The 18,280-nt window shown below is 62.4% G+C and carries 19 protein-coding genes; 5 read left to right on the top strand and 14 right to left on the bottom strand.

What is annotated here, in order from left to right; genetic code table 11:
• Positions 1-33: 33 nt before the first annotated feature.
• The 3 genes from AAFP32_RS02090 to AAFP32_RS02080 all read right to left on the bottom strand — a co-directional run bounded on the left by AAFP32_RS02090 (position 34) and on the right by AAFP32_RS02080 (position 3,137).
• On the bottom strand, positions 34-966 hold the full coding sequence (locus AAFP32_RS02090) for an NADP-dependent oxidoreductase (protein ID WP_350270425.1): 933 nt from the start codon (positions 964-966) through the stop codon (positions 34-36).
• 447 nt (positions 967-1,413) lie between these two features.
• Positions 1,414-2,226, bottom strand: coding sequence for a CoA-transferase subunit beta (locus AAFP32_RS02085; protein ID WP_350270424.1), 813 nt, complete (start codon positions 2,224-2,226; stop codon positions 1,414-1,416).
• Entirely contained in the window at positions 2,223-3,137 is a 915-nt protein-coding gene (locus AAFP32_RS02080; RefSeq protein ID WP_350270423.1) for a CoA transferase subunit A, read from the bottom strand. The genes AAFP32_RS02085 and AAFP32_RS02080 overlap by 4 nt, the downstream gene beginning before the upstream one ends.
• Positions 3,138-3,327: 190 nt before the next feature.
• Between AAFP32_RS02080 and AAFP32_RS02075 the strand changes: the two genes are divergently transcribed.
• The gene (locus AAFP32_RS02075; RefSeq protein ID WP_350270422.1) at positions 3,328-4,299 is read left to right on the top strand and encodes a LysR family transcriptional regulator; all 972 of its coding nucleotides are present in this window, start codon (positions 3,328-3,330) and stop codon (positions 4,297-4,299) included.
• A 62-nt stretch (positions 4,300-4,361) separates the two neighbouring features.
• Positions 4,362-5,015 (top strand): histidine phosphatase family protein, encoded by a 654-nt coding sequence (locus AAFP32_RS02070; protein ID WP_350270421.1) that lies wholly within the window; start codon positions 4,362-4,364, stop codon positions 5,013-5,015.
• Positions 5,016-5,064: 49 nt separating this feature from the next.
• On the opposite strand, the gene AAFP32_RS02065 is transcribed toward AAFP32_RS02070, so the two are convergent.
• From AAFP32_RS02065 to AAFP32_RS02035, 7 genes are all read right to left on the bottom strand, one after another.
• On the bottom strand, positions 5,065-6,021 hold the full coding sequence (locus AAFP32_RS02065) for an alpha/beta hydrolase (RefSeq protein WP_350270420.1): 957 nt from the start codon (positions 6,019-6,021) through the stop codon (positions 5,065-5,067).
• A 63-nt stretch (positions 6,022-6,084) separates the two neighbouring features.
• Positions 6,085-6,795, bottom strand: a complete 711-nt coding sequence (locus tag AAFP32_RS02060; protein ID WP_350270419.1) for a TetR/AcrR family transcriptional regulator — start codon at positions 6,793-6,795, stop codon at positions 6,085-6,087.
• A gap of 50 nt (positions 6,796-6,845) precedes the next feature.
• Positions 6,846-7,871: a phosphotransferase family protein gene (locus tag AAFP32_RS02055; protein WP_350270418.1), complete on the bottom strand. Its 1,026-nt coding sequence runs from the start codon at positions 7,869-7,871 to the stop codon at positions 6,846-6,848.
• The gene (locus tag AAFP32_RS02050; RefSeq protein ID WP_350270417.1) at positions 7,868-9,091 is read right to left on the bottom strand and encodes an acyl-CoA dehydrogenase family protein; all 1,224 of its coding nucleotides are present in this window, start codon (positions 9,089-9,091) and stop codon (positions 7,868-7,870) included. Before AAFP32_RS02050 ends, AAFP32_RS02055 begins: the two co-directional genes overlap by 4 nt.
• 66 nt (positions 9,092-9,157) lie before the next feature.
• Complete coding sequence (locus AAFP32_RS02045) at positions 9,158-10,153, bottom strand: NADPH:quinone oxidoreductase family protein (protein ID WP_350270416.1); 996 nt, start codon at positions 10,151-10,153, stop codon at positions 9,158-9,160.
• Positions 10,154-10,182: 29 nt separating this feature from the next.
• Positions 10,183-10,986 (bottom strand): SDR family oxidoreductase, encoded by an 804-nt coding sequence (locus AAFP32_RS02040; protein ID WP_350270415.1) that lies wholly within the window; start codon positions 10,984-10,986, stop codon positions 10,183-10,185.
• A 117-nt stretch (positions 10,987-11,103) separates the two neighbouring features.
• Positions 11,104-11,583, bottom strand: coding sequence for a MaoC family dehydratase (locus AAFP32_RS02035; RefSeq protein ID WP_350270414.1), 480 nt, complete (start codon positions 11,581-11,583; stop codon positions 11,104-11,106).
• A 179-nt stretch (positions 11,584-11,762) separates the two neighbouring features.
• On the opposite strand from AAFP32_RS02035, the gene AAFP32_RS02030 reads away from it, so the two are divergent.
• Entirely contained in the window at positions 11,763-12,722 is a 960-nt protein-coding gene (locus AAFP32_RS02030; RefSeq protein WP_350270413.1) for a phosphotriesterase-related protein, read from the top strand.
• A 69-nt stretch (positions 12,723-12,791) separates the two neighbouring features.
• Here AAFP32_RS02030 and AAFP32_RS02025 read toward each other — a convergent pair whose 3' ends face one another.
• Positions 12,792-13,586, bottom strand: a complete 795-nt coding sequence (locus AAFP32_RS02025) for an SDR family oxidoreductase (RefSeq protein WP_350270412.1) — start codon at positions 13,584-13,586, stop codon at positions 12,792-12,794.
• 96 nt (positions 13,587-13,682) lie between these two features.
• Here AAFP32_RS02025 and AAFP32_RS02020 point away from each other — a divergent pair, with 96 nt between their 5' ends.
• Complete coding sequence (locus tag AAFP32_RS02020) at positions 13,683-15,218, top strand: class I adenylate-forming enzyme family protein (protein ID WP_350270411.1); 1,536 nt, start codon at positions 13,683-13,685, stop codon at positions 15,216-15,218.
• Between the two features lie 63 nt (positions 15,219-15,281).
• Here AAFP32_RS02020 and AAFP32_RS02015 read toward each other — a convergent pair whose 3' ends face one another.
• Entirely contained in the window at positions 15,282-15,626 is a 345-nt protein-coding gene (locus AAFP32_RS02015) for a nucleotidyl transferase AbiEii/AbiGii toxin family protein (protein WP_350271438.1), read from the bottom strand.
• Between AAFP32_RS02015 and AAFP32_RS02010 the strand changes: the two genes are divergently transcribed.
• Entirely contained in the window at positions 15,549-15,770 is a 222-nt protein-coding gene (locus AAFP32_RS02010; protein WP_350271521.1) for a hypothetical protein, read from the top strand. The two genes, AAFP32_RS02015 and AAFP32_RS02010, sit on opposite strands and share 78 nt — an antisense overlap.
• Before the next feature lie 429 nt (positions 15,771-16,199).
• Here the strand turns inward: AAFP32_RS02010 and AAFP32_RS02005 are convergent, their stop codons facing one another.
• Entirely contained in the window at positions 16,200-16,739 is a 540-nt protein-coding gene (locus AAFP32_RS02005) for a type IV toxin-antitoxin system AbiEi family antitoxin domain-containing protein (protein ID WP_350270410.1), read from the bottom strand.
• A gap of 181 nt (positions 16,740-16,920) precedes the next feature.
• The gene (locus AAFP32_RS02000; RefSeq protein WP_350270409.1) at positions 16,921-18,042 is read right to left on the bottom strand and encodes a response regulator; all 1,122 of its coding nucleotides are present in this window, start codon (positions 18,040-18,042) and stop codon (positions 16,921-16,923) included.
• Positions 18,043-18,280: the final 238 nt, after the last annotated feature.

Raw genomic sequence — 18,280 nt, 5'->3', positions numbered from 1 at the left:
TGCTTCGTCCCCGGAAGGCAGAAGCGTCAGCCGTCAGCTGTCGCAGTCGACGATCATGCGGCCCAGATTGCCGCCGGAAAGCAGTGAGGCGAAGGCCTCGGGTGTCTGGCTGAAGCCCGTGTTGAGTGTGTGCAGGCTGCGGACCTTACCCTCATGCAGCCAACTGGCTACGGCCGCCTCGTAGTCCTTGCGCAGGTCTTCGTTCGAACTCACGTCGAAGCCGCGCATGGTCAGCTGCCCGAAGATCATTCGCTGGTAGTTCGCCAGTCCTTGGCGGTCACTGCCTTTCCCGTACTGTGAGGCGGCCCCGCAGATCACGATGCGTCCGCGGAAGCGCAGGGTCTCAAGTGCGGCTTCCAGCTGTTCTCCGCCTACATTGTCATAGAACAGATCGATTCCATCCGGTGCGGCCTGCCGAAGCAGATCCAGTGCCGGCCCATCATGGTGGTTGATGGCCGCATCGACTCCCAACTCACGCAGAAGTCTGACCTTTTCGGCTGTGCCGGCACTGCCGATGACTGTGGCTCCGACGGCCTTGGCGAACTGGACGGCGCAGCTGCCCACTCCTCCCGCAGCTCCGGACACGTAGACGATGTCTTCGGCTCGCAGATCACCGAAACGTCTCAAACCTGTGTATGCGGTGAAGCCGACATGTCCGAGCACCGTCAGGTGCGTCTCCAGGGGAACATCGGCCTCGGATGCGGGGATGCGGCGCAGCTCCTTCGCATCGGCGACGTCGATGCTGCGCCACAGCGTCTTCCCAACGGCGAGGTCGCCTGGTTCGAATGACTGGCTGCGGGATTCGAGGATCTCCATCACGCCGTCGCTGCCTGGCACGTCTCCAGGGTTGATGCCCGGCCCGTAGGTGGTGTCCGGGCCACCGATCCGGTTGGCGAGCCCGGCGTTGAGTCCCAGCCTGCGCAGCCGCACCTTCACTTGACCGTCACGCAGCTCCGGAACGGCCACAGGTTCGATCCTGAAGTTCTTCGCCTCGATAGCGCCGTCAGGGTAGCTGGCCAGCTGTACTTAGTATGCGTCCATGGCCCCAGCCTATGCCTCACCGGAAGCCCCGGGTGTTCGACGGTAGGGACTGCTGCCGGAGCAGCAATGGGAGAAGTCCTGTACTCGCAGCTCTGAACCCTCAACCGCCGAGGAGGGCGAGTAGTCTCGGGTGATGGTGAAGTATCGGTGGACCGCAGATGATATGCCCTCCCTGGAGGGTCGTACGGTGGTCGTCACCGGCGCCAGCTGCGGCTCCAACGGTGGTGCCGGCGTAGCGACTGCGGCCGCATTCACCGTGCCGGAGAGATGTCGTCCTCGCTGTGTGGCACGTGCGACGCGGACGCGAGATCGCTCGGTCCCTGAACAGGAGCACCGAGGCCTCGTCTGCGAGACGCCGACTGATCGGTCTCCTCAGCGCAGATAGATGCGGGTGGGGTCGAGATCGTCCCTGAGCACCGCCAACTCTTCTGGGGTCGGTTCCTGAGTCGTTTCGAGATCGGCCGCGACCTGCAGATCCCAGCCTGTCTGCGAAACGACCTCGGCAGGATCGACTCCCGGATGCACCGCGCTCAAGATCAGCTCCTCGTCCTGTGCGAACCGAGTCATGATTCCCAAGTCCGTGATCACATGTGTGACTCCGGCACCGGCGGGCATGGTCCCGACATCGGACTGTGCGGCCCGGTGAGGGCTGGGCGAAGTGACGAAGTCGAGGGTCTCGACGAACGTGCGCGGGGTGTGCCGACGCATGACGAGGAAGATCTCGGCTGCCCCTGCCATGGCCTCGATGGCTCCGCCCGACCCAGGAAGCCTGCTGTCGGGGTGCTCCCAGTCGGAGCCGATCAAGGTGGAGTTGAGGCTGCCGTAACGGTCGACCTGAGCAGCGCCGAGGAATCCGACATCGATCCGCTGCCCCTGCAGGACATAGTTGAACAGATGAGTCATCGGAATCACCGAGGCGGCCCCCGGTACCAGCACGGAGTCGGAGATGGTGCGGGGCAGGTCCGGTGGCCTGGCCCCGGTGACTCCTGACTCGTAGACGATTTCGATCTCCGGTGCCACGGTGCGCTGAGCCAGCGCGGTGGCCAGCGTCGGCAACCCGTGTCCGGCAAAGACCACTCGGCGTCCGGCGAGGGCTCGAGCCGAATGGATGGTGAGCAGCTCACTGCTGGTGATGATCTCACCATCATTCGTCTCAACGGTGTGTTCAGGTGTGCCATCGGTCATTCCCGGCCTCCATAGTTGACGGGTGTCGAATAGGCGTCACGGATGCCCAATGTGTCGAAGTGGTCGGCTCCGAGCAATTCCAGGAACCCCTCATGATCTGCAGTGTCATGGATATTGGTCTGCAGCCACTCTTTGACCGCCTCGGCGTCACGGGCGAGAGCTGACCAGTCTCGGGAGAAGGCGTCGTCGCGATCGTAGTATCCCTGCACAGCGTGCGGGTGCGCGCCGCGCGGAACTTCAACGACAGCGTCAACGATGTGGGAGGGAACGATCGTGCGGTTCGGGTCGGAGCGGATGATGGACTCGTCGACGATCTCTTCAACGGTGACGATGAGTCGACGGCCTGCGAAGGCTGCCTCGGTCTGAATGCCCAACATGCCCCAGGCCTGCACATTGCCGGCGGAGTCAGCGCGTTGGGCGTGGATGACCGTGAGGTCTGGGTTGAGCGCGGGGACGACGTAGATCGGCGATCCGCCATAGGGATCTGGCACGGATCTGATACGAGGATTCTTCTGTGCGAGATCACTGCCCCGGTAGGAGGCGATCGGCTGGAACGGGAGCTTCGAGGCACCAGCCTGGTATCTGGCCACCATCCCGCCGTGGCTGTACTCGTCGAACCACAGCGGCTCCGGATCCGAATGCTCTACTCTGCGGCGAAGTTCGTAGAGAGAGCCGGCCGAACTGTTGGCCACGAAGGCAGCGATCAGACCGGTGAGGCAGTTGCCACCGAGGAGCTGGTCGACGATGACATCGCAGGACATGCGCGCCAAGGTGAGGTTCGAGAATTTCTGTCGGATGATCTCATGCGCAGCAGCGACCGGCACGAGGTGGCCGAAGCCTTCCAGCGCGACGGTATCGCCATCGTTGAGATGGGTGCTGATCGCCTCTGACAGGCTCGTCGTCTTGTCCATCGCGTCCTCCTTGAGCATCGATTGACTGTGACGTCGATCATCCTGCCAAAATCATTTATGCTAGTCCAATGCAATTCATGCAGGCTATTAAGACAATTTGAGCATTATTCTCTGGTGGCGCTGATCGGCGCCGCTTCACGCCGACCTACCCCCGCTGTTCGGCCCTAGCGATGTCATTGGAGACTCAGACATGGACGTCAAACACATCAAGGCGTTCCTCGTTGTCGCCGAGGAGCTCCATTTCGGTCGGGCGGCCGAACGCCTGCGCATGACGCAGCCTCCTGTCAGCCGTCTCATCCGGAATCTGGAACGGGAGATGTCGGCTCAGCTCTTCGAGCGCAGCACCCGAACCGTGAGATTGACGGCAGCAGGCGAGGCGCTGATCGAGCCCGCGCGGGATATTCTCATCAGCTATCAGCTCGCCGAGGCCGCGGTGACGGCGGCCGGGAAGGGCGAGATCGGGCATCTGCGTCTTGGCTTCACCGGAATTGCGACCCACACCCTAGTGGGCAGACTGTCGAAGCTGGTTCGCAACACGCATCCGGGGATCCATCTGAGCCTGCAGAGTTCGTCATTCGCCCTTCCCGCCATGGACAGTGTCGCCGACGGCACGTTCGACTTGGCCTTCGGTCATTATCCGTTCGTCCCGCAGTCGGTCTCGACGCGGACTATCGCGGAGGAGTCTGTGGTCGTTGCCGTCCACAACGACCACCCGCTGGCCGATCGCGAATCTGTCTCTATGGCGGAATTGGCGTCGGAGGACTTCATCACCTTGCCGCCGAACCCAGGGTCGACCACCATCGAACGCCTCTACACTCTGGCCCAAGCAGCGGGATTCAGCCCCAACGTGGCGCAGGTGGCACCGGACAGCTGGACCATACTCTCGCTGGTCGGAGCCGAGTTCGGGTGTTCGGTCACCGTGTCATCGGTGCCTCGAAACTTCACTTTCCCCAACGTTTCGTTCATCCCACTTGATGATGCCCAGGGACCCTTCCCACTGCTCATGGCCTGGCGAAAATATGACGACAGTCCAGCACTGCGTGAGGTTCTGCGCCTGTCCGAACAGCTGTTCCCGACTTCATCAGGGCCGGGGCAGTCGCCTGGGGATGACGAATCGGAATTGACTCAACCGAACGATCGATTATGCCCCGAAGGGCCGTAGACTCGTGCATGATCGACGAGGATCTCCCTGACACCAGAGCAGGCAGAGCAAATTGGAGTGACATGAGCGTTGTGTATCTAGTCCGGCATGGGCAGGCGTCTTTCGGCACAGACGACTACGACCGCCTATCGGACCTGGGCAAGAAGCAGAGCCGGAATGTCGGCCAGATGCTGGCCCGCCTCGAGGCCTCCCCCTCGCATCTGGTCCACGGCGACATGCTCCGACAGCGCCAGACCGCTGAGGGCATCGTCTCCGGCCTCGGCAGCGAGCGGGACCTGCACATCGATTCCGGGTGGAATGAGTTCAACGCCAGCGAGCTCCTCGCCGCCCTCCCCGACCACGATCCACGGGCCAAGACGGATTCCAGGATCTTCCAAAAGGTACTCGAAGAGGCGTCGGCGCGCTGGGCCGGCGGTAAGAATGACGGTGACTACGAGGAGACCTTCGCAGCGTTCACCGGTCGAGTCGATCGTGCCCTCGACAAGGCGGTCGGAACGCTGGGCTCAGGAGAGCAGAAAATCGTCGTGTCGAGTTCAGGTGCGATCGCCTGGGCAGCGGCACAGCTGCTCGGCGGAGGATTCAGCCAGTGGCTCGCACTCAACCGTGTCACGGTGAATTCGGGAATCACGAAGATCGTCAAGGGATCGACTGGGGTCAGCCTGATCTCCTTCAACGATCACAGCCATCTGCCGCTGGACCAGGTGACCTACCGATGACCGGTATCTGAGGCACTTCCGTCGAATTCTGGGGACGACGTCTGGGGGTCTATACCCCTTTGTGCTCCCGAGCCAGATCGAGGACCTCGCGCGCAATCTCACCGGGATGCGATTCCGGGAGCCAGTGAGATGCACCCTCGAGAGGGACGAATCGGTAGGGGCCTTCGACGTAGTCGGCGCTGAGCTCCGCGGTGGCCCGCGGGAAGGCGATATCGCGGCTGCCCCACACAAAGCTCGTCGGCACGGTGACGGGGGTGCTCGACAACCGAGCGCGACCGTCCGCCGCCTGGTAGTACTTCAGCACAGCGTCCATAGCTCCAGGCTCACTCAGGCGCGATACGTAGGACGCCGCCATGTCATCGGGGACGTCGCCGGCATACAGATCGATGAGTCGTTGACCCTCACCTCGCAGAAGAGTTCGCGCAACTCCTTCCGGATGGTCCTGGATCGCTCGCATGTAGCCCATGCGCTGGTACTGATCTGGGTCCGTCTGCACCTGCTTGACATGGGCGATCGGGTGCGGGGTCGACACAACGGTGCTCGTGCGCAGACGTTCCGGATGGTTTGCCGCAAAATGCCAGGCAACCATCCCACCCCAGTCGTGACCGACAAGATGGAAACGGTCGAGCCCCACAGCACGAGAGATCTCGTCGAGGTCGGCGACCAGGTGGGGCATCGTGTACTCGTCCACGGATTCGGGCCGTGCTCCAGGAGAATATCCCCGCTGGTCATAGGCGAAGACACTCATTCCGTGTTCAAGGAGGATCGCTGCGGTCTGCTCCCAGCAGGACGCGAATTCGGGCCACCCGTGCAGCAGCAGCGCATCGCCGAGCTGCGGATCCGGATGAGCCGGCGTCGCCCGGAATCCGGCGAAGTCCCCGTGCTCTGTGCTTACCGTCAGTGCTTGCGCGTGCGCAGTCGAGGGCAGTTCGGCCAAGCGAGCTGCCACCGACGCGTTGTCGAATGGGTCACCACTGTTCAAGTCAGACGTCGTTGTCGATGCCATAGGTCAGCCTCCTCGCTGAACACAATCCGTTGTTTTACCTGCCTTCACCGATACAGGCATTGTTCAGTGTCTAAGACCCTGTGCGCTTGGGCCTCGACGAGAACCATCCCCCGGGATGCCCAGGGCATTGACCCACAGCTTCGTGGCGTTCTCGATGAGAAGGTCGTCGCTGCCCCAGCCCGACTCTTCCAATGCGTACTTGTGATACGCCATTCGTCCGACCATTGCCGATAACGCGCGTGCCGACATGTCCGGGTCGAGATCGGGATCAGCGAAGCCTCCTTCTTGGAGCTTCGTAATCCATCGGCAGTTGCGCTCAGCGAAAGCTCGCCCCCGTTTGAGCCGGAGCCGGCGAAACTTCGGGTCGATCGCCGCAACCTGCTCCAGCAGGAGCATCAGCTTCGCATTGCGCTTGTACGATTCGATATACGCTCGATTTCCGGCGTCGAGTGACTCGACGACAGTGCGATCCTCGTTATTGCCATCCGGAGGTCCGGGATGGAGCATATCGTCTTGGGCTTCCTGCAGAACTGCAGTGAAGGCCTCTTCCTTGCTGTCGAAATAGGTATAGAAGGTGCCAGTGGAGCACTGGGCTTCCTTGGTGATGTCCGTCAGCCGGGAATCGATGAACCCGTCTCTTTCGAAGACGGCGCGAGCAGCGGCTACCAGGGAGGCTCGTGTGCGCACTCCCCTGGCAGTCGAGGGCAGATCGCGCAGCAAAGCGGCATCCACGAGTGTCGGGAGGTCTTCACCCTGGTCTTCGGTCTTCGTCATGATCAGCCCATCTTACAATCCGCCTTCGGAGCTCTGGCCAACTGACGATTTCATGTCACCAGCCCGTTCTCCTTGGCAACATCCCAGCCATGGTCGACCAGCGCCTGGATGTTCTCCGGGGTGAGGGTGACCCCGGCGGCGTTCTCAGGTTCGTCGAGGACCCTGCGATAGACCCCCTCAGCGATGATGGCGACCTTCCACACTCCCAGCACATGCCAGAATCCCAGAGCCTGCCCGCTGCGCCCCGAGGCACGCAGATATTCCGCTGCCATCTCCGCCCGCGTAGGAAACCCGTCCAATGTGGAAGCAGCGAACATTCCGCCCGGCATGTCACCGGCCTGCGTCCAATAGGCCAGCGCACTGCCCATATCAGCCAGAGGATCGCCCAGGGTCGAGAGCTCCCAATCCAGAACAGCACGAATGCCACCTGTGGCTTCGTCGATGATGACGTTGCGGACGTGGAAGTCACCATGGACCAGTGCGATCTCATCCGGCTCCGGGATGTTCTCGCGGAGTAATTCGGTGAGGGCGTCGAGGTCGGGTCGGTCCTGAGTTCGACTCTCCTCCAGTTGCCGGGCCCACCGTTTGAGCTGCCTTGGCGCGTACGGCTTCCGTGAGGCCAGGTCGCCCAGTCCCACAGCATCGATGTCGACCGCGTGGATCTTCGCAAGCGTCCGTGCGAGGTCGAGGCCGAGCCTCCGACGCACATCTGGGGTCAGTGCACGGGCGGTCTCCTCATCATCGACAACCGTGCCTTCGACATGAGCCATGACGAAGACCGGAACATCGGCAACACCCACGTCGGTGCAGACACCGATTGTGGGCGGCACAGGAACCCCCGATCCCCGCAGCGCCGACATGATCCGGTACTCCCGTGCGACGTCGTGCGCCGAGGCCAGAAGCTTCCCCAGTGGGGGCCGGCGCGCAATCCAGGAATGTCCGGCCTCGTCGTCGATGCGGTACGTGAGATTCGACTGTCCTTGCCCGACTCGTCTCCCCGTGAGTTCGCCGACCACCGACTCCCCCGCACTCCGCATCCAAACGGCGAGCGCACCCAGGTCGAGTTCGACGCTCATCCGGCTTCCCGAGCGGTCTTCCTGCGGCGCAGTTCGCGCCTGGCGATCGAGCGCTTATGCACCTCGTCGGGTCCGTCAGCCAGTCGCAGGGTGCGCAGATGAGCGTAGAAGCCAGCCAGCGGGAAGTCATCTGTGACACCGCCGCCACCGTGGACCTGGATGGCACGGTCGATGATGGTCAGCGCCATCTCTGGGGCCTTGACCTTGATGGCTGCGATCTCCGTCGCCGCTTCCCTGTTGCCCACGGTGTCCATCATCCATGCCGCTTTGAGCACGAGGAGGCGAGTGGCTTCGATCTCGATGCGCGCTTCGGCGATCCAGTCCTGGATGTTGGCCCGCTCCGCGACCGGCTGTCCGAATGTGACCCTCTCCTGGGCACGATCGATCATCAGCTCGAGTGAGCGTTCTGCCATACCGATTGTCCGCATGCAGTGGTGGATGCGGCCTGGACCCAAGCGGGCCTGGCTGATGGCGAATCCTTCGCCTTCGCCGGAGAGCAGTGCGGACTTCGGCACACGGACATCCTCGAAGAGGATTTCGGCATGGCCTTCGCGGTCCATGTATCCGAACACGGGCAACCCACGGACAATGGTGATTCCGGGAGTGTCCTTGGGCACAACCAGCATCGATTGCTGACGGTGAGCCTCAGCATTCGGGTCGGTCTTGCCCATGACGATGAAGACCTGGCAGTTGGCGTGCAGCGCGTTCGAGGCGAACCATTTCCGCCCGTTGAGCACGTAGTCATCGCCGTCGGCCACGATGCTCATTTCGATGTTCGTCGCATCGGAGCTGGCGACGGCGGGTTCTGTCATGCAGAAGGCGGAGGCGATCTCGCCTGCCAACAGCGGCTTGAGCCACTTCTCTTTGTGCTCCTCGGTCCCGAAGAGGGTGAGCACTTCCATGTTTCCCGTGTCCGGTGCATTGCAGTTGATGGCTTCGGGGGCGATCTCCGGGCTGCGTCCTGTGATCTCTGCGAGGTGGGCGTACTGCAGGTTCGTCAGTCCCGCACCCCAGCCCTCATACGGCAGGAACAGGTTCCACAGTCCCTGAGATTTCGCCTCTTGCTTGAGGTCTTCCAGGATCGGCGGGTGGAAGTTCGGATCCCCGGACTCCGCCCGCTGGTGGTGATAGACCGACTCTGCGGGGTAGACGAATTCGTCCATGAAGGCGTTGAGCCTGGTTTGATATTCGTGGGTCTTCTCGTCAGGTGCGAAGTCCATAGTTCCTGCTTTCTGGTCAGTTCTCTCAAGTAAACGAATTTCTTCAGTACAGCGACGTTGTCAGCGTCATTGGGCAGCAGGCTCCTTGCCTTCGCCGTTGACTTCGAGGAGTACTTTGCCTCGAACTGAGCGGGAGTCGATGATCTTCAGCGCCTCCTCTGCCTGTGGCAGCGGGAGGACAGTGTGGATGGTCGGGTCGAGCACTCCTGTTGACAGATGCGGCCACAGAGATTCCCACTGCTTCGCGACCATGTCGGGCAGGCCTGCCAGAGCAGCGCCCCATCCCACTCCCGCCACGGAGATGTTGCCCAGCAGCAGGCGGTTGACCTTCACCTCGGGAATGTCTCCCGCCGTGAATCCGAGCACGAGGAGCGTACCGAACGTCGTCAGGCATCGCAGAGAATCCGTGAAGCGATCTCCACCGACAGGATCTGCGACAAGGTCGACTCCGTGCGGGAAGATCTCTTTCACCGCGTCCTTGAAACCATCGGCGAAGACCACATGCTGTGCGCCGAGGTTGGCCACCGTGTCCGCCTTCTCCTCAGTGGAGACGACGGCGACAACCTGTGCACCGTAGGCGAGTGCGACCTGGACCAGTGCGCTGCCGAGACCGCCGGCAGCACCGTGGACGAGGACGCTCTGCCCTGCTTCGAGTTTCCCCCGCACACGAAGTGCGAAGTCTGCCGTCAGCAGGTTCATCGGCATTCCGGCACCGGATCGCAGGGACACTGACTCGGGCAGCGGAAGGACACTCGCGGCGGGTACTGCCATGACTTCTGCGTATGCTCCGGTACCTGCGACGCCGACGACGCGGTCACCGACGGTGAAGCCGGTGACTCCTTCACCGAGTTCGCGTACCGTGCCGGCGACTTCCGAACCCATTGTGTAGGGCAGCGGTGGCTGCATCTGGTACTGGCCGCGCGATTGCAGCAGTTCGGGAAATGTGACGCCTGCATAGGCCACGTCGATGAGCACCGTGCCCGGTTCGGCTGCGGGTGTGTCGACGTCTGCGAGCGCGAGCGAACTCGGCCCGTCTGTTGCACTCAGCTGTACTGCTCTCATGATGCTCCGTCTTCTTTGTTGACTTCGATCTAGATGATTCCGGTGGATGCGACGACGCCGCCATCGACGACGATGGTGTCCCCGACTACGTAGTCACCGGCACGCGAGGCAAGGTAGGTCGCGACTCCGGCCATGTCCTCGGGTCCGCCGATGCGCCCGGCGGGGACGCGCTGCTGGACTTCATCACCGTGGTCACGGGCTTCCTTGTTCATCCGTGAGGGGAAGGCTCCGGGTGCGATTCCACTGACGATCACGCCCTCTGGTGCGAGTCGGGCGGCCAGACGTTTGGTCAGGTGGATGACTCCGGCCTTGCTCGCGTGATAGCTGTACGTCTCGTTCGGGTTTGTTCGGATGCCGTCGATGGAGGCGACGTTGATGACCTTGGCGAGGTGGTCCCCACCGGCAGCGGCTGCCCGCAGTTCGGGGGCGAGCTTCTGGGTGAGGAAGAACAATGCCTTGAGGTTGAGGTCCATGACCTTGTCCCAGCCGTCTTCCGGGAACTCATCAAAAGGTGCGCCCCAGGCGGCTCCCGCGTTGTTGACCAGGATGTCCAAGGTCGATTCGTGCTCACGGAGTCGGGAGACGACTGATTCGAGTCCCTCCGGTGTGGAGATGTCGCCGGGGATGGAGATGCAGGTTCCCTGCTCGGACATCTCGGCGGCGGCTGCGTCGCACTCATCGGCCTTGCGTGCGGTGATGTAGACGCGCACGCCCAGTTGGACGAACCCTTCTGCGATCATTCGGCCGATGCCGCGTGAACCGCCGGTGATGAGTGCGCAGCGTCCGTCCAGATCGAACAGTGTCGACATGTTCATGTGGTCTGACTTGGTCATTCGGATTCCTTCGTTCGGGTCGGGTGGTTCAGGTCCGTCGCCCTCGTCTTTGAGTGTGATCCGACCATAGTTGAACCTGACCTCAACTTCAATACTGTGGCTTCACTACCGCGACGCTCAGACCTCGGCGCCGTGCTCGGTGAAGAACCCGATCGACTCGGCAACGCAGACCGGCTTCTCGATCCCCTCGGCCTCAAATACTTGAGTCGTCGTGATCTGAGCGGAACCGGTCTTACGCCGCTCCACCTCGGTGACCGTGGCGCGCATACGAACCCGCGAGCCCACGGGGCGAGGATTCGGGAAGCGCACCTTCCCGTACCCGTAGTTGAGGCTGTGCGCGAAGCCGTCGAAGGCCATCAGCTCCTCCATGAATGCCGGACCCAGGGAGAGGGTGAACAGGCCGTGGCCGATCGTTCCCGCGAACGGCCCCGTCGCCGCCCGCTCCTCGTCGACGTGGATCCACTGATGATCATTCGTCAGGTCGGCGAAAGCGTTGATGTCGTCCTGAACCAACATGTGCCAGCCGGTCGGGCCAAGCTCCTGGCCGACGAGTGCCTCTAGGTCAGAGATCGAAGTGGGGCGAATAGGGCTTGTCATTGTCTGCCTTTCGGTTGGCGCAGCGCAGTGCAGGCGAGCGCAGAATGAAGGAATCCGAAGCCATACTTGAAATTGACTTCATATTCGATAACGTAAGGCTAACCGTGTGAGCACCATCACTTCAAGTGGCGCCAGTGCCCACCACACGGCCGAGCTACGTATGCAAAGGAGCAGCACGCATGGCAGAAGTGCAGACAGTCACCGGCACCATCGACAGCAGCAATTTCGGCAAGACCCTTGTCCATGAACACATATTCGTTCTCAGCGAGGAGATGCGGCAGAACTATGACTCAACCTGGGATGAAGAGGCGAAGATCGCCGATGCCGTGGCAAAGCTCAACGACCTCAAGGATGCTGGAATCGACACGATCTTCGACCCCACAGTCGTGGGCCTTGGCCGCTACATTCCGCGCGTGGCGAAGGTCGCGGAGCAGACCGACCTCAACATCGTCGTAGCCACCGGCCTCTACACCTACACCGACCTACCGCACCGGTTCGACATTCGCGGACCCGGTCTCCTCATCGATGAGCCCGAGCCCCTCGTCGGCCTGTTCGTCAGCGACATCGTCGACGGAATCGCGGGCACCGGGGTCAAGGCAGCATTCCTCAAATGCGCCATTGAGGAACCGGGTCTGACCACCGGAGTGGAGCGGGCAATGCGCGCGGTCGGGCAGGCCAGCGCGCAGACGGGCGCGCCGATCACCGTTCACACCAATCCGCACACAGAGTCGGGGCTCGTCGCGCAGCGGGTACTCAAGGAAGAAGGCGCGGATCTGAGCAAGGTGGTCATCGGGCACTCGGGCGATTCGACGGACCTCGACTATCTGATGAAGGTCGCTGACAACGGCTCGTTTCTGGGTATGGATCGCTTCGGTCTCGACGTCTATCTGCCGACACAGCAGCGCATCGACACGATCGTCGAACTCGTCCGCCGCGGCTACGCCGAGAAGATCACGCTGGCCCATGACGCCTCGTGCTACATCGACTACCTCTCGCAGGAGGAGAAGACGGAAATCCAGCCCAACTGGCACTACCGTCACATCCCAGACGACGTCATCCCGACGCTGCTGAAACGTGGTGTCAGCGAAGACGATATCGACACAATGCTGGTGAAGAATCCGCGCCGCTACTTCGAGTAGGACCCACGCCAGGCGCACACGGCACCAGATACCACCGCTGATCTCAGGCGCGGCGACGCTGAGGCAGGTTCACCCCTGCCTCAGCTTGGCTTGGTAGCGGCGCATTCCGCGGATCCAGCGGTCGTAGTCGGATCCCTTCATGCGATACATGTCGAGGACTTCGGGGTGGGGCAGGATGAGGAAGGTCTCTGCTTCGATCGCGGCCATCACGGTCGTGGCGACCTCGGCCGGCTCGAGGACATTGCCTGCTTCGGCGACTGCGCGCTGTCCCGTCAGGGCTGTCCCGGTGGCCGCTTCGGAACCGTCTCCCCACAGAATCTTCGTGTTCACTCCCATGGGGGCGAGCACTGACACGCGCAGTCCATCATCGCCATAGGTCACGGACAGCCATTCCGCGAAGGCGAGGGCGGCGTGCTTGGTCACCGAGTACCCGGCCGATCCGATCTGTGTGAGCAGTCCCGCCGCCGAGGCGGTGGCGACGAAATATCCTTCTCCACGAGCCTGCCACTTCGGTACCAGGCGTTCGGCTGCGCGGATGTGGGCACGCAGATTGACGTCGATGATCCGGTCCCAGTCACTTTCACCTCCCAGCCCGGTGACGCCGGTGATCCCGGCGTTGGCGAAGTAGAGGTCAACCTGGCCCAGTTCACGCTCGGCGGTGTCCACCAGCTCGGCCACGCCGTCCGCAGAGGAGACGTCCCCTCTCCAGTGCGGTTGGCCCAGCTGTGCCGCAGTATCACTCACCTCCTCGGCGAGGTCGGCGAGGAGCACGCGCGCCCCGCGCTCGCGCAGGGCCGCTGCGACTGCGGCACCGATCCCTCCGGCCGCACCGGTGACTACTGCATTCCGTCCCTTGAGTTCCATCGTCTCCCTCTCCACGAATCGCCCTCACCTCATTGTGTGCGGGGCCACACCCATCTATAGTTGAACCCGCACTCAGTTTCAAGTAAAAGGAGTCTCATGGCCGCGACCGACCGCACTTCAATCATTGATCTGCTTGTCCCCTGGGCGGAGACGATCCCCGATTCGGTTGCCGTTCGCACACCTCCTGGACCTGCCCGGGTCACGCTCTCGCACGTACGCTTCCTCGGCGAAATCGGGGCGGCACGCGACCGGTACCGAGCGGCAGGACTGGCCCCGGGCGATCGCACCGTCCTCATCTGCCCCTCCTGCCCCGAGTTCCTCATCGAATTGTTCGGCGCGCATGCCGCCGGGTTGGCGGTCGTCGCGGTCAATCCGCTGTCGACGACCAGAGAGCTCGACTACATTCTCAATGACTCAGGAGCTCGCCTGCTCGTGGCCCACCCCGCTGTGGCTGACGCGGCAAAGGCCGCTGCCGCCGGAAACGAGGTCGGCTTCGAAGCGCTGCCGCTTGTCGGCAATGAGGGGCCAGTCGTCAAGGCAGGGCCCGACGGTGCCATCGGCTTTGATCGTGCCGATTTTGAGTGGAACGATCTCGCCGCACTCCTCTACACGTCTGGAACGACAGGAAAGCCGAAGGGCGCGATGCTGTCGCTGGGCAATTTCGTCTCTGCCACGGACATTGTCAGGGAGATGATCAGGATCAGCCCGGATGATCGGTCCGCGACCGGTCTCCCCCTGTTCCACGTGTTCGGCCTTGCCGCCATGTCCCTGCCTGCTTTGGCCGCTGGTGTGCCCCTCACCCTCTTCCCGCGGTGGGATCCGCAGGCCTTCGTCTCAGCTCTCGCCGAAGATGCAGTGACCATCATCTCCGGGGTGCCGACCATGTGGATGTCCGTGCTCACGAACGCACCGAATGGCCAGGCGCCGAATCTTCGCCTCGTGAGTTCAGGCGGCGCGTCGATAGCAGGGGAGGTCATCAGGAAGGTCGAATCACGACTTGATGCTCCCCTTACCGAAGGGTACGGGCTCACGGAGACCTCCGGACTGGGAACATTCAATCCGCTGTTCGGGACGAGGAAGGTCGGCAGTGTGGGCGTAACCGCCCCCGGCTTCGAGGTGAAGATCATCGATCCTGCAGGTGCCTCACTCCCGGCCGGCGAAGTGGGTGAGGTCGTGTTGCGCGGTCCCGCAGTCATGCTCGGCTATTGGAAGAAACCGGAAGCCACCGCCGAGGTGCTCGATGCCGAGGGTTGGTTCCGCACAGGAGATCTCGGCAGATTGGATGATGACGGGTACCTCTTCATCGTCGACCGGATCAAGGACCTCATCATTCACGGCGGATACAACGTCTACCCACGCGAAGTCGAAGAGGTTCTCTACGAGATTCCGGGAGTCGCCCAGGCCAGCGTGGTCGGAACCCCGGATGAGAAGTACGGACAGCAGGTGACCGCTGTCATCGCCCTGTCACCCGGCGCACACCTCGACGCCGCCGAGGTGGAGAGGTACACCCGGGAGAGCCTGGCCTCCTACAAGATTCCGCGGATCATCGAATTCGTCGAAGAGCTGCCCAAAGGCCCGAGCGGCAAGATCCTCAAGCGCGAGATCGTGGCCATGTACACGCAGGGGACTTGATTTCAGGCGCGAAGGCAGCAATACCGGAAGGCACGCTGACACGCGCCGACCGTAGTCGTGCTTTCACGTCGTTGCAGCTGAATTGATGGACGTGACTATCTGCTTGAACCACGCTCGTGCCGAATCTATATCTGCCAGCACCAGTGAGTCACCATCAATCTCTGTCTCTTCGCGGGAAAGTTGATATGCGGGCTCCCAGCCGTCCATCGGGCGCATCTGCAGGGGAGGCCACTTCTGTGCGCGACGGAAGTCGAATGTGCGCACACAGAACTCTCGCACAGAGTCCAGCTCAGGATCAGCGGCCCACAGCAGCTGCAGATCCACCAGGTCATGGGCACGAGAGGAGTCGGGGTCCGTCAAGACGTGGATCTTCTGCGCAATCTGGTACTCCAGGTCGATCAGCTCCACTGGCTGCAGCGCTCCGAAGCCAAATCGATCACTCAGCTCAATGAGCTCGCCAACTATCTGGCGACGGGTATGAGCATGCGACTCGATCTCAGGATCGGATACCTCCTCCACATCGAGACCGCCCCATTCCCTACCGAGAAATGACAATGTGACCCGGTAGGGGTGCATCACGTACTGGGGCTGAGCAAGCCCCGGGTCGTGCAGCGGCCGAGGCTTCAAGTCCGCAGTAAACGCCACGCGATCCGGCGCGTCAGGGTCCTTTTTTGCGTGCGCCCTTGGTCGCGGGCACCGTGCCCCAGCCCGGTGCCAGACCTGCCCGGAACGCCTCTTCAAACTACTCACCCCGCCGCAGCGTGGAGACATCAAGGTCGGCTGTGGCTCGTGTTCCACTCTCCCCCATTCGGAGCTTCACGCCCATGCCGCCCTTGATGGCGACGGCCTCAGGCAGCATTTGGGACACGATGAGCGTGCAGAGCATTCTACGCACACGAATCGAAGGCACCCGAAGGTCTCGAGCAACCCCTTCCACCCGGGTGTTCAACTGCGCAAAGTTCAGAGGTGGTGTCGCGATGTTCATGCAGCGCCCTGTTGACCTGTCAGATTCGCGACGTCGTGGTTGTCGATCATCTCGCGCTGACGTGCCTGTTCGACCAGCGTTTTCCACCGCTCCGGTGGCATCCTGTCACGCACGTCGACGAGAGCGCGACGAACAGTGGTCGTGGGGATGCCTTCGTAATGCGTCAGGTCCTCGTCGGGGACATCCACCCGCGTCTCGAGGTCGACCCACTCGGGAAGGGTCCTGCGCACTCGGCGACGGGTCGCCACCCGGATGCGGTGCGGATTGAACTGTCCCAGATCCAGCAGATCGAGCACGGTCTCCCGCTCAAGGAATGCCCCGTCACCGGCCAGCGCCGCCGCCGCCGCCGGCTCGGTCAGCTCTGTCGTGGGCACACTACGGTGGACGTACACGCCCTTGCCATAAGCCTGCAATGCGCCGCGATGGGCAAGCTTGCGCACCTCCACAGCGGGAACTCCTGCATCCTCAGCCTCGGTGATCGTGACGACACCGTGCCGTTCTGCAGCGACCTCCCACAGATCGTGTCGGTAGCCCATGATCCCGCCCCTCTCCTTATGTCAGAACTGTACCATTTTCGGTACGGTTTTGACAGATTCGGGAGACCGAGTCGTCGTCAACATCTGCTTCAGCCCACTTGGGTCCAGGGGTCGTACGACAATTATGCTTCCCAGGACTACGCGCCTTCATCTCAGGCCACGTTCGGACACAGGCTCCCCCTCACACCCACCGATACTCATACTCAGGCCGGCCCGGTGTACCGTGTCGGGGCTGCTTGACCGCCTGCTTGATCTTGACCAGATGCTCCAGGTGCCGGCGCACCGTCACACGTGAGAGAGCCAATGCCGTTGCGACCTCGGTCGCGGACACCGTAGAACCAGCGTCCCGCACAACACCAGAGATCGCTGTGAGAGTCTCCTCGATCAGCCCCTTGGGCAACCGTCCCGACGAGACCGACCGCAGGGCGCTGAGTGCATTGTCGACGGTGGCCTGCGTCGCCAATGCCCCTCCCCTGCCCTGGTTAAGGCGGCAGTCTCGCTGGTTCTCCAGCTTCTCGCGGAAGATGGCGAAGGTGAACGGTTTGATCAGATACTGCGTCACCCCACCCGAGATCGCCGAACGGATGACCTGGAGGTGGCGCACGGCGGTGATCGCGATGATGCCGGCGCCATACCCCTTGGCGTTCATCCGCTTGGCCACATCGATGCCGTGCGAATCGGTGAGGTACATGTCCAGCAGAACGATGTCCATCGGATCCTCAGCAGCTCCGAGCGACTCGAATTTCTCGAGAGCATCGTGGCCGGACAGGCAAGTCCCGGCGACTAAGAATCCGGGCACTCTGCGCACGAAGTCCGCGTGGGCTTCGGCAGTCATCGGATCGTCTTCAACAATGAGCACCCGCAGTTCGCGTTCACTGACCATCGCTGCCAATTCGGTCAACGGCAATGTCACCGTGAAGATCGCTCCCCCGTCGGATTCGACGTCGAGATCCCCGCCGAGACTTGTCACGGCCTGGCGTGCAAGCACCCGCCAGAACCCGCGACCGCCGGAACCTGCCGGAGCCGCTTTCGCAGAGGCGCCGAGGTGGAAGATCGCGTCGATCTCATCCGTGTCGATGCCCGGGCCTGAGCCCGCAACCGTGATGATCAGCTCCCCGTCGGCGGCCACCAAGTCACGGGCGTCAAGACTGTTCGGCGGCAGCTCCACCGCGACGGTGACGGTAAGCTCGATTCCCCGCTCGTGGACCTGAGAGGCCTTGCCCAGCTGCCGGGGTTCGGGTGCGTGTACCCGGGTACGGTCGCGGTGCCGGGCGGGGAGTGTCGCAGCAGTGACCGTGGGCATGTCAAATAGTTTGTGCTCCGCATGGATCAACCACGGTGCCGCCAAGCCATCCGCTGCTTGAGAAACCAAGAAAAGCAGCCTCTATGAAACCCGATCGCTGCATGACGAAGTGTCTCAAGAACTTGACCCGCGCACACCGCCGCACAACACGGCCCCCAGACACCTGAAGCCAGTTCCGAGACTCTGCCCCGGACCGATCAGCCCGGCCTGGCGAACGCACCCCAGACAGAACTGCGGT

The organism is Brevibacterium sp. CBA3109, assembly GCF_040256645.1.
GTDB classification, from domain to species: domain Bacteria; phylum Actinomycetota; class Actinomycetes; order Actinomycetales; family Brevibacteriaceae; genus Brevibacterium; species Brevibacterium koreense.
Note: the sequence above shows the minus strand (reverse complement) of the source record. Positions and strands in the feature narration are given on the sequence as shown.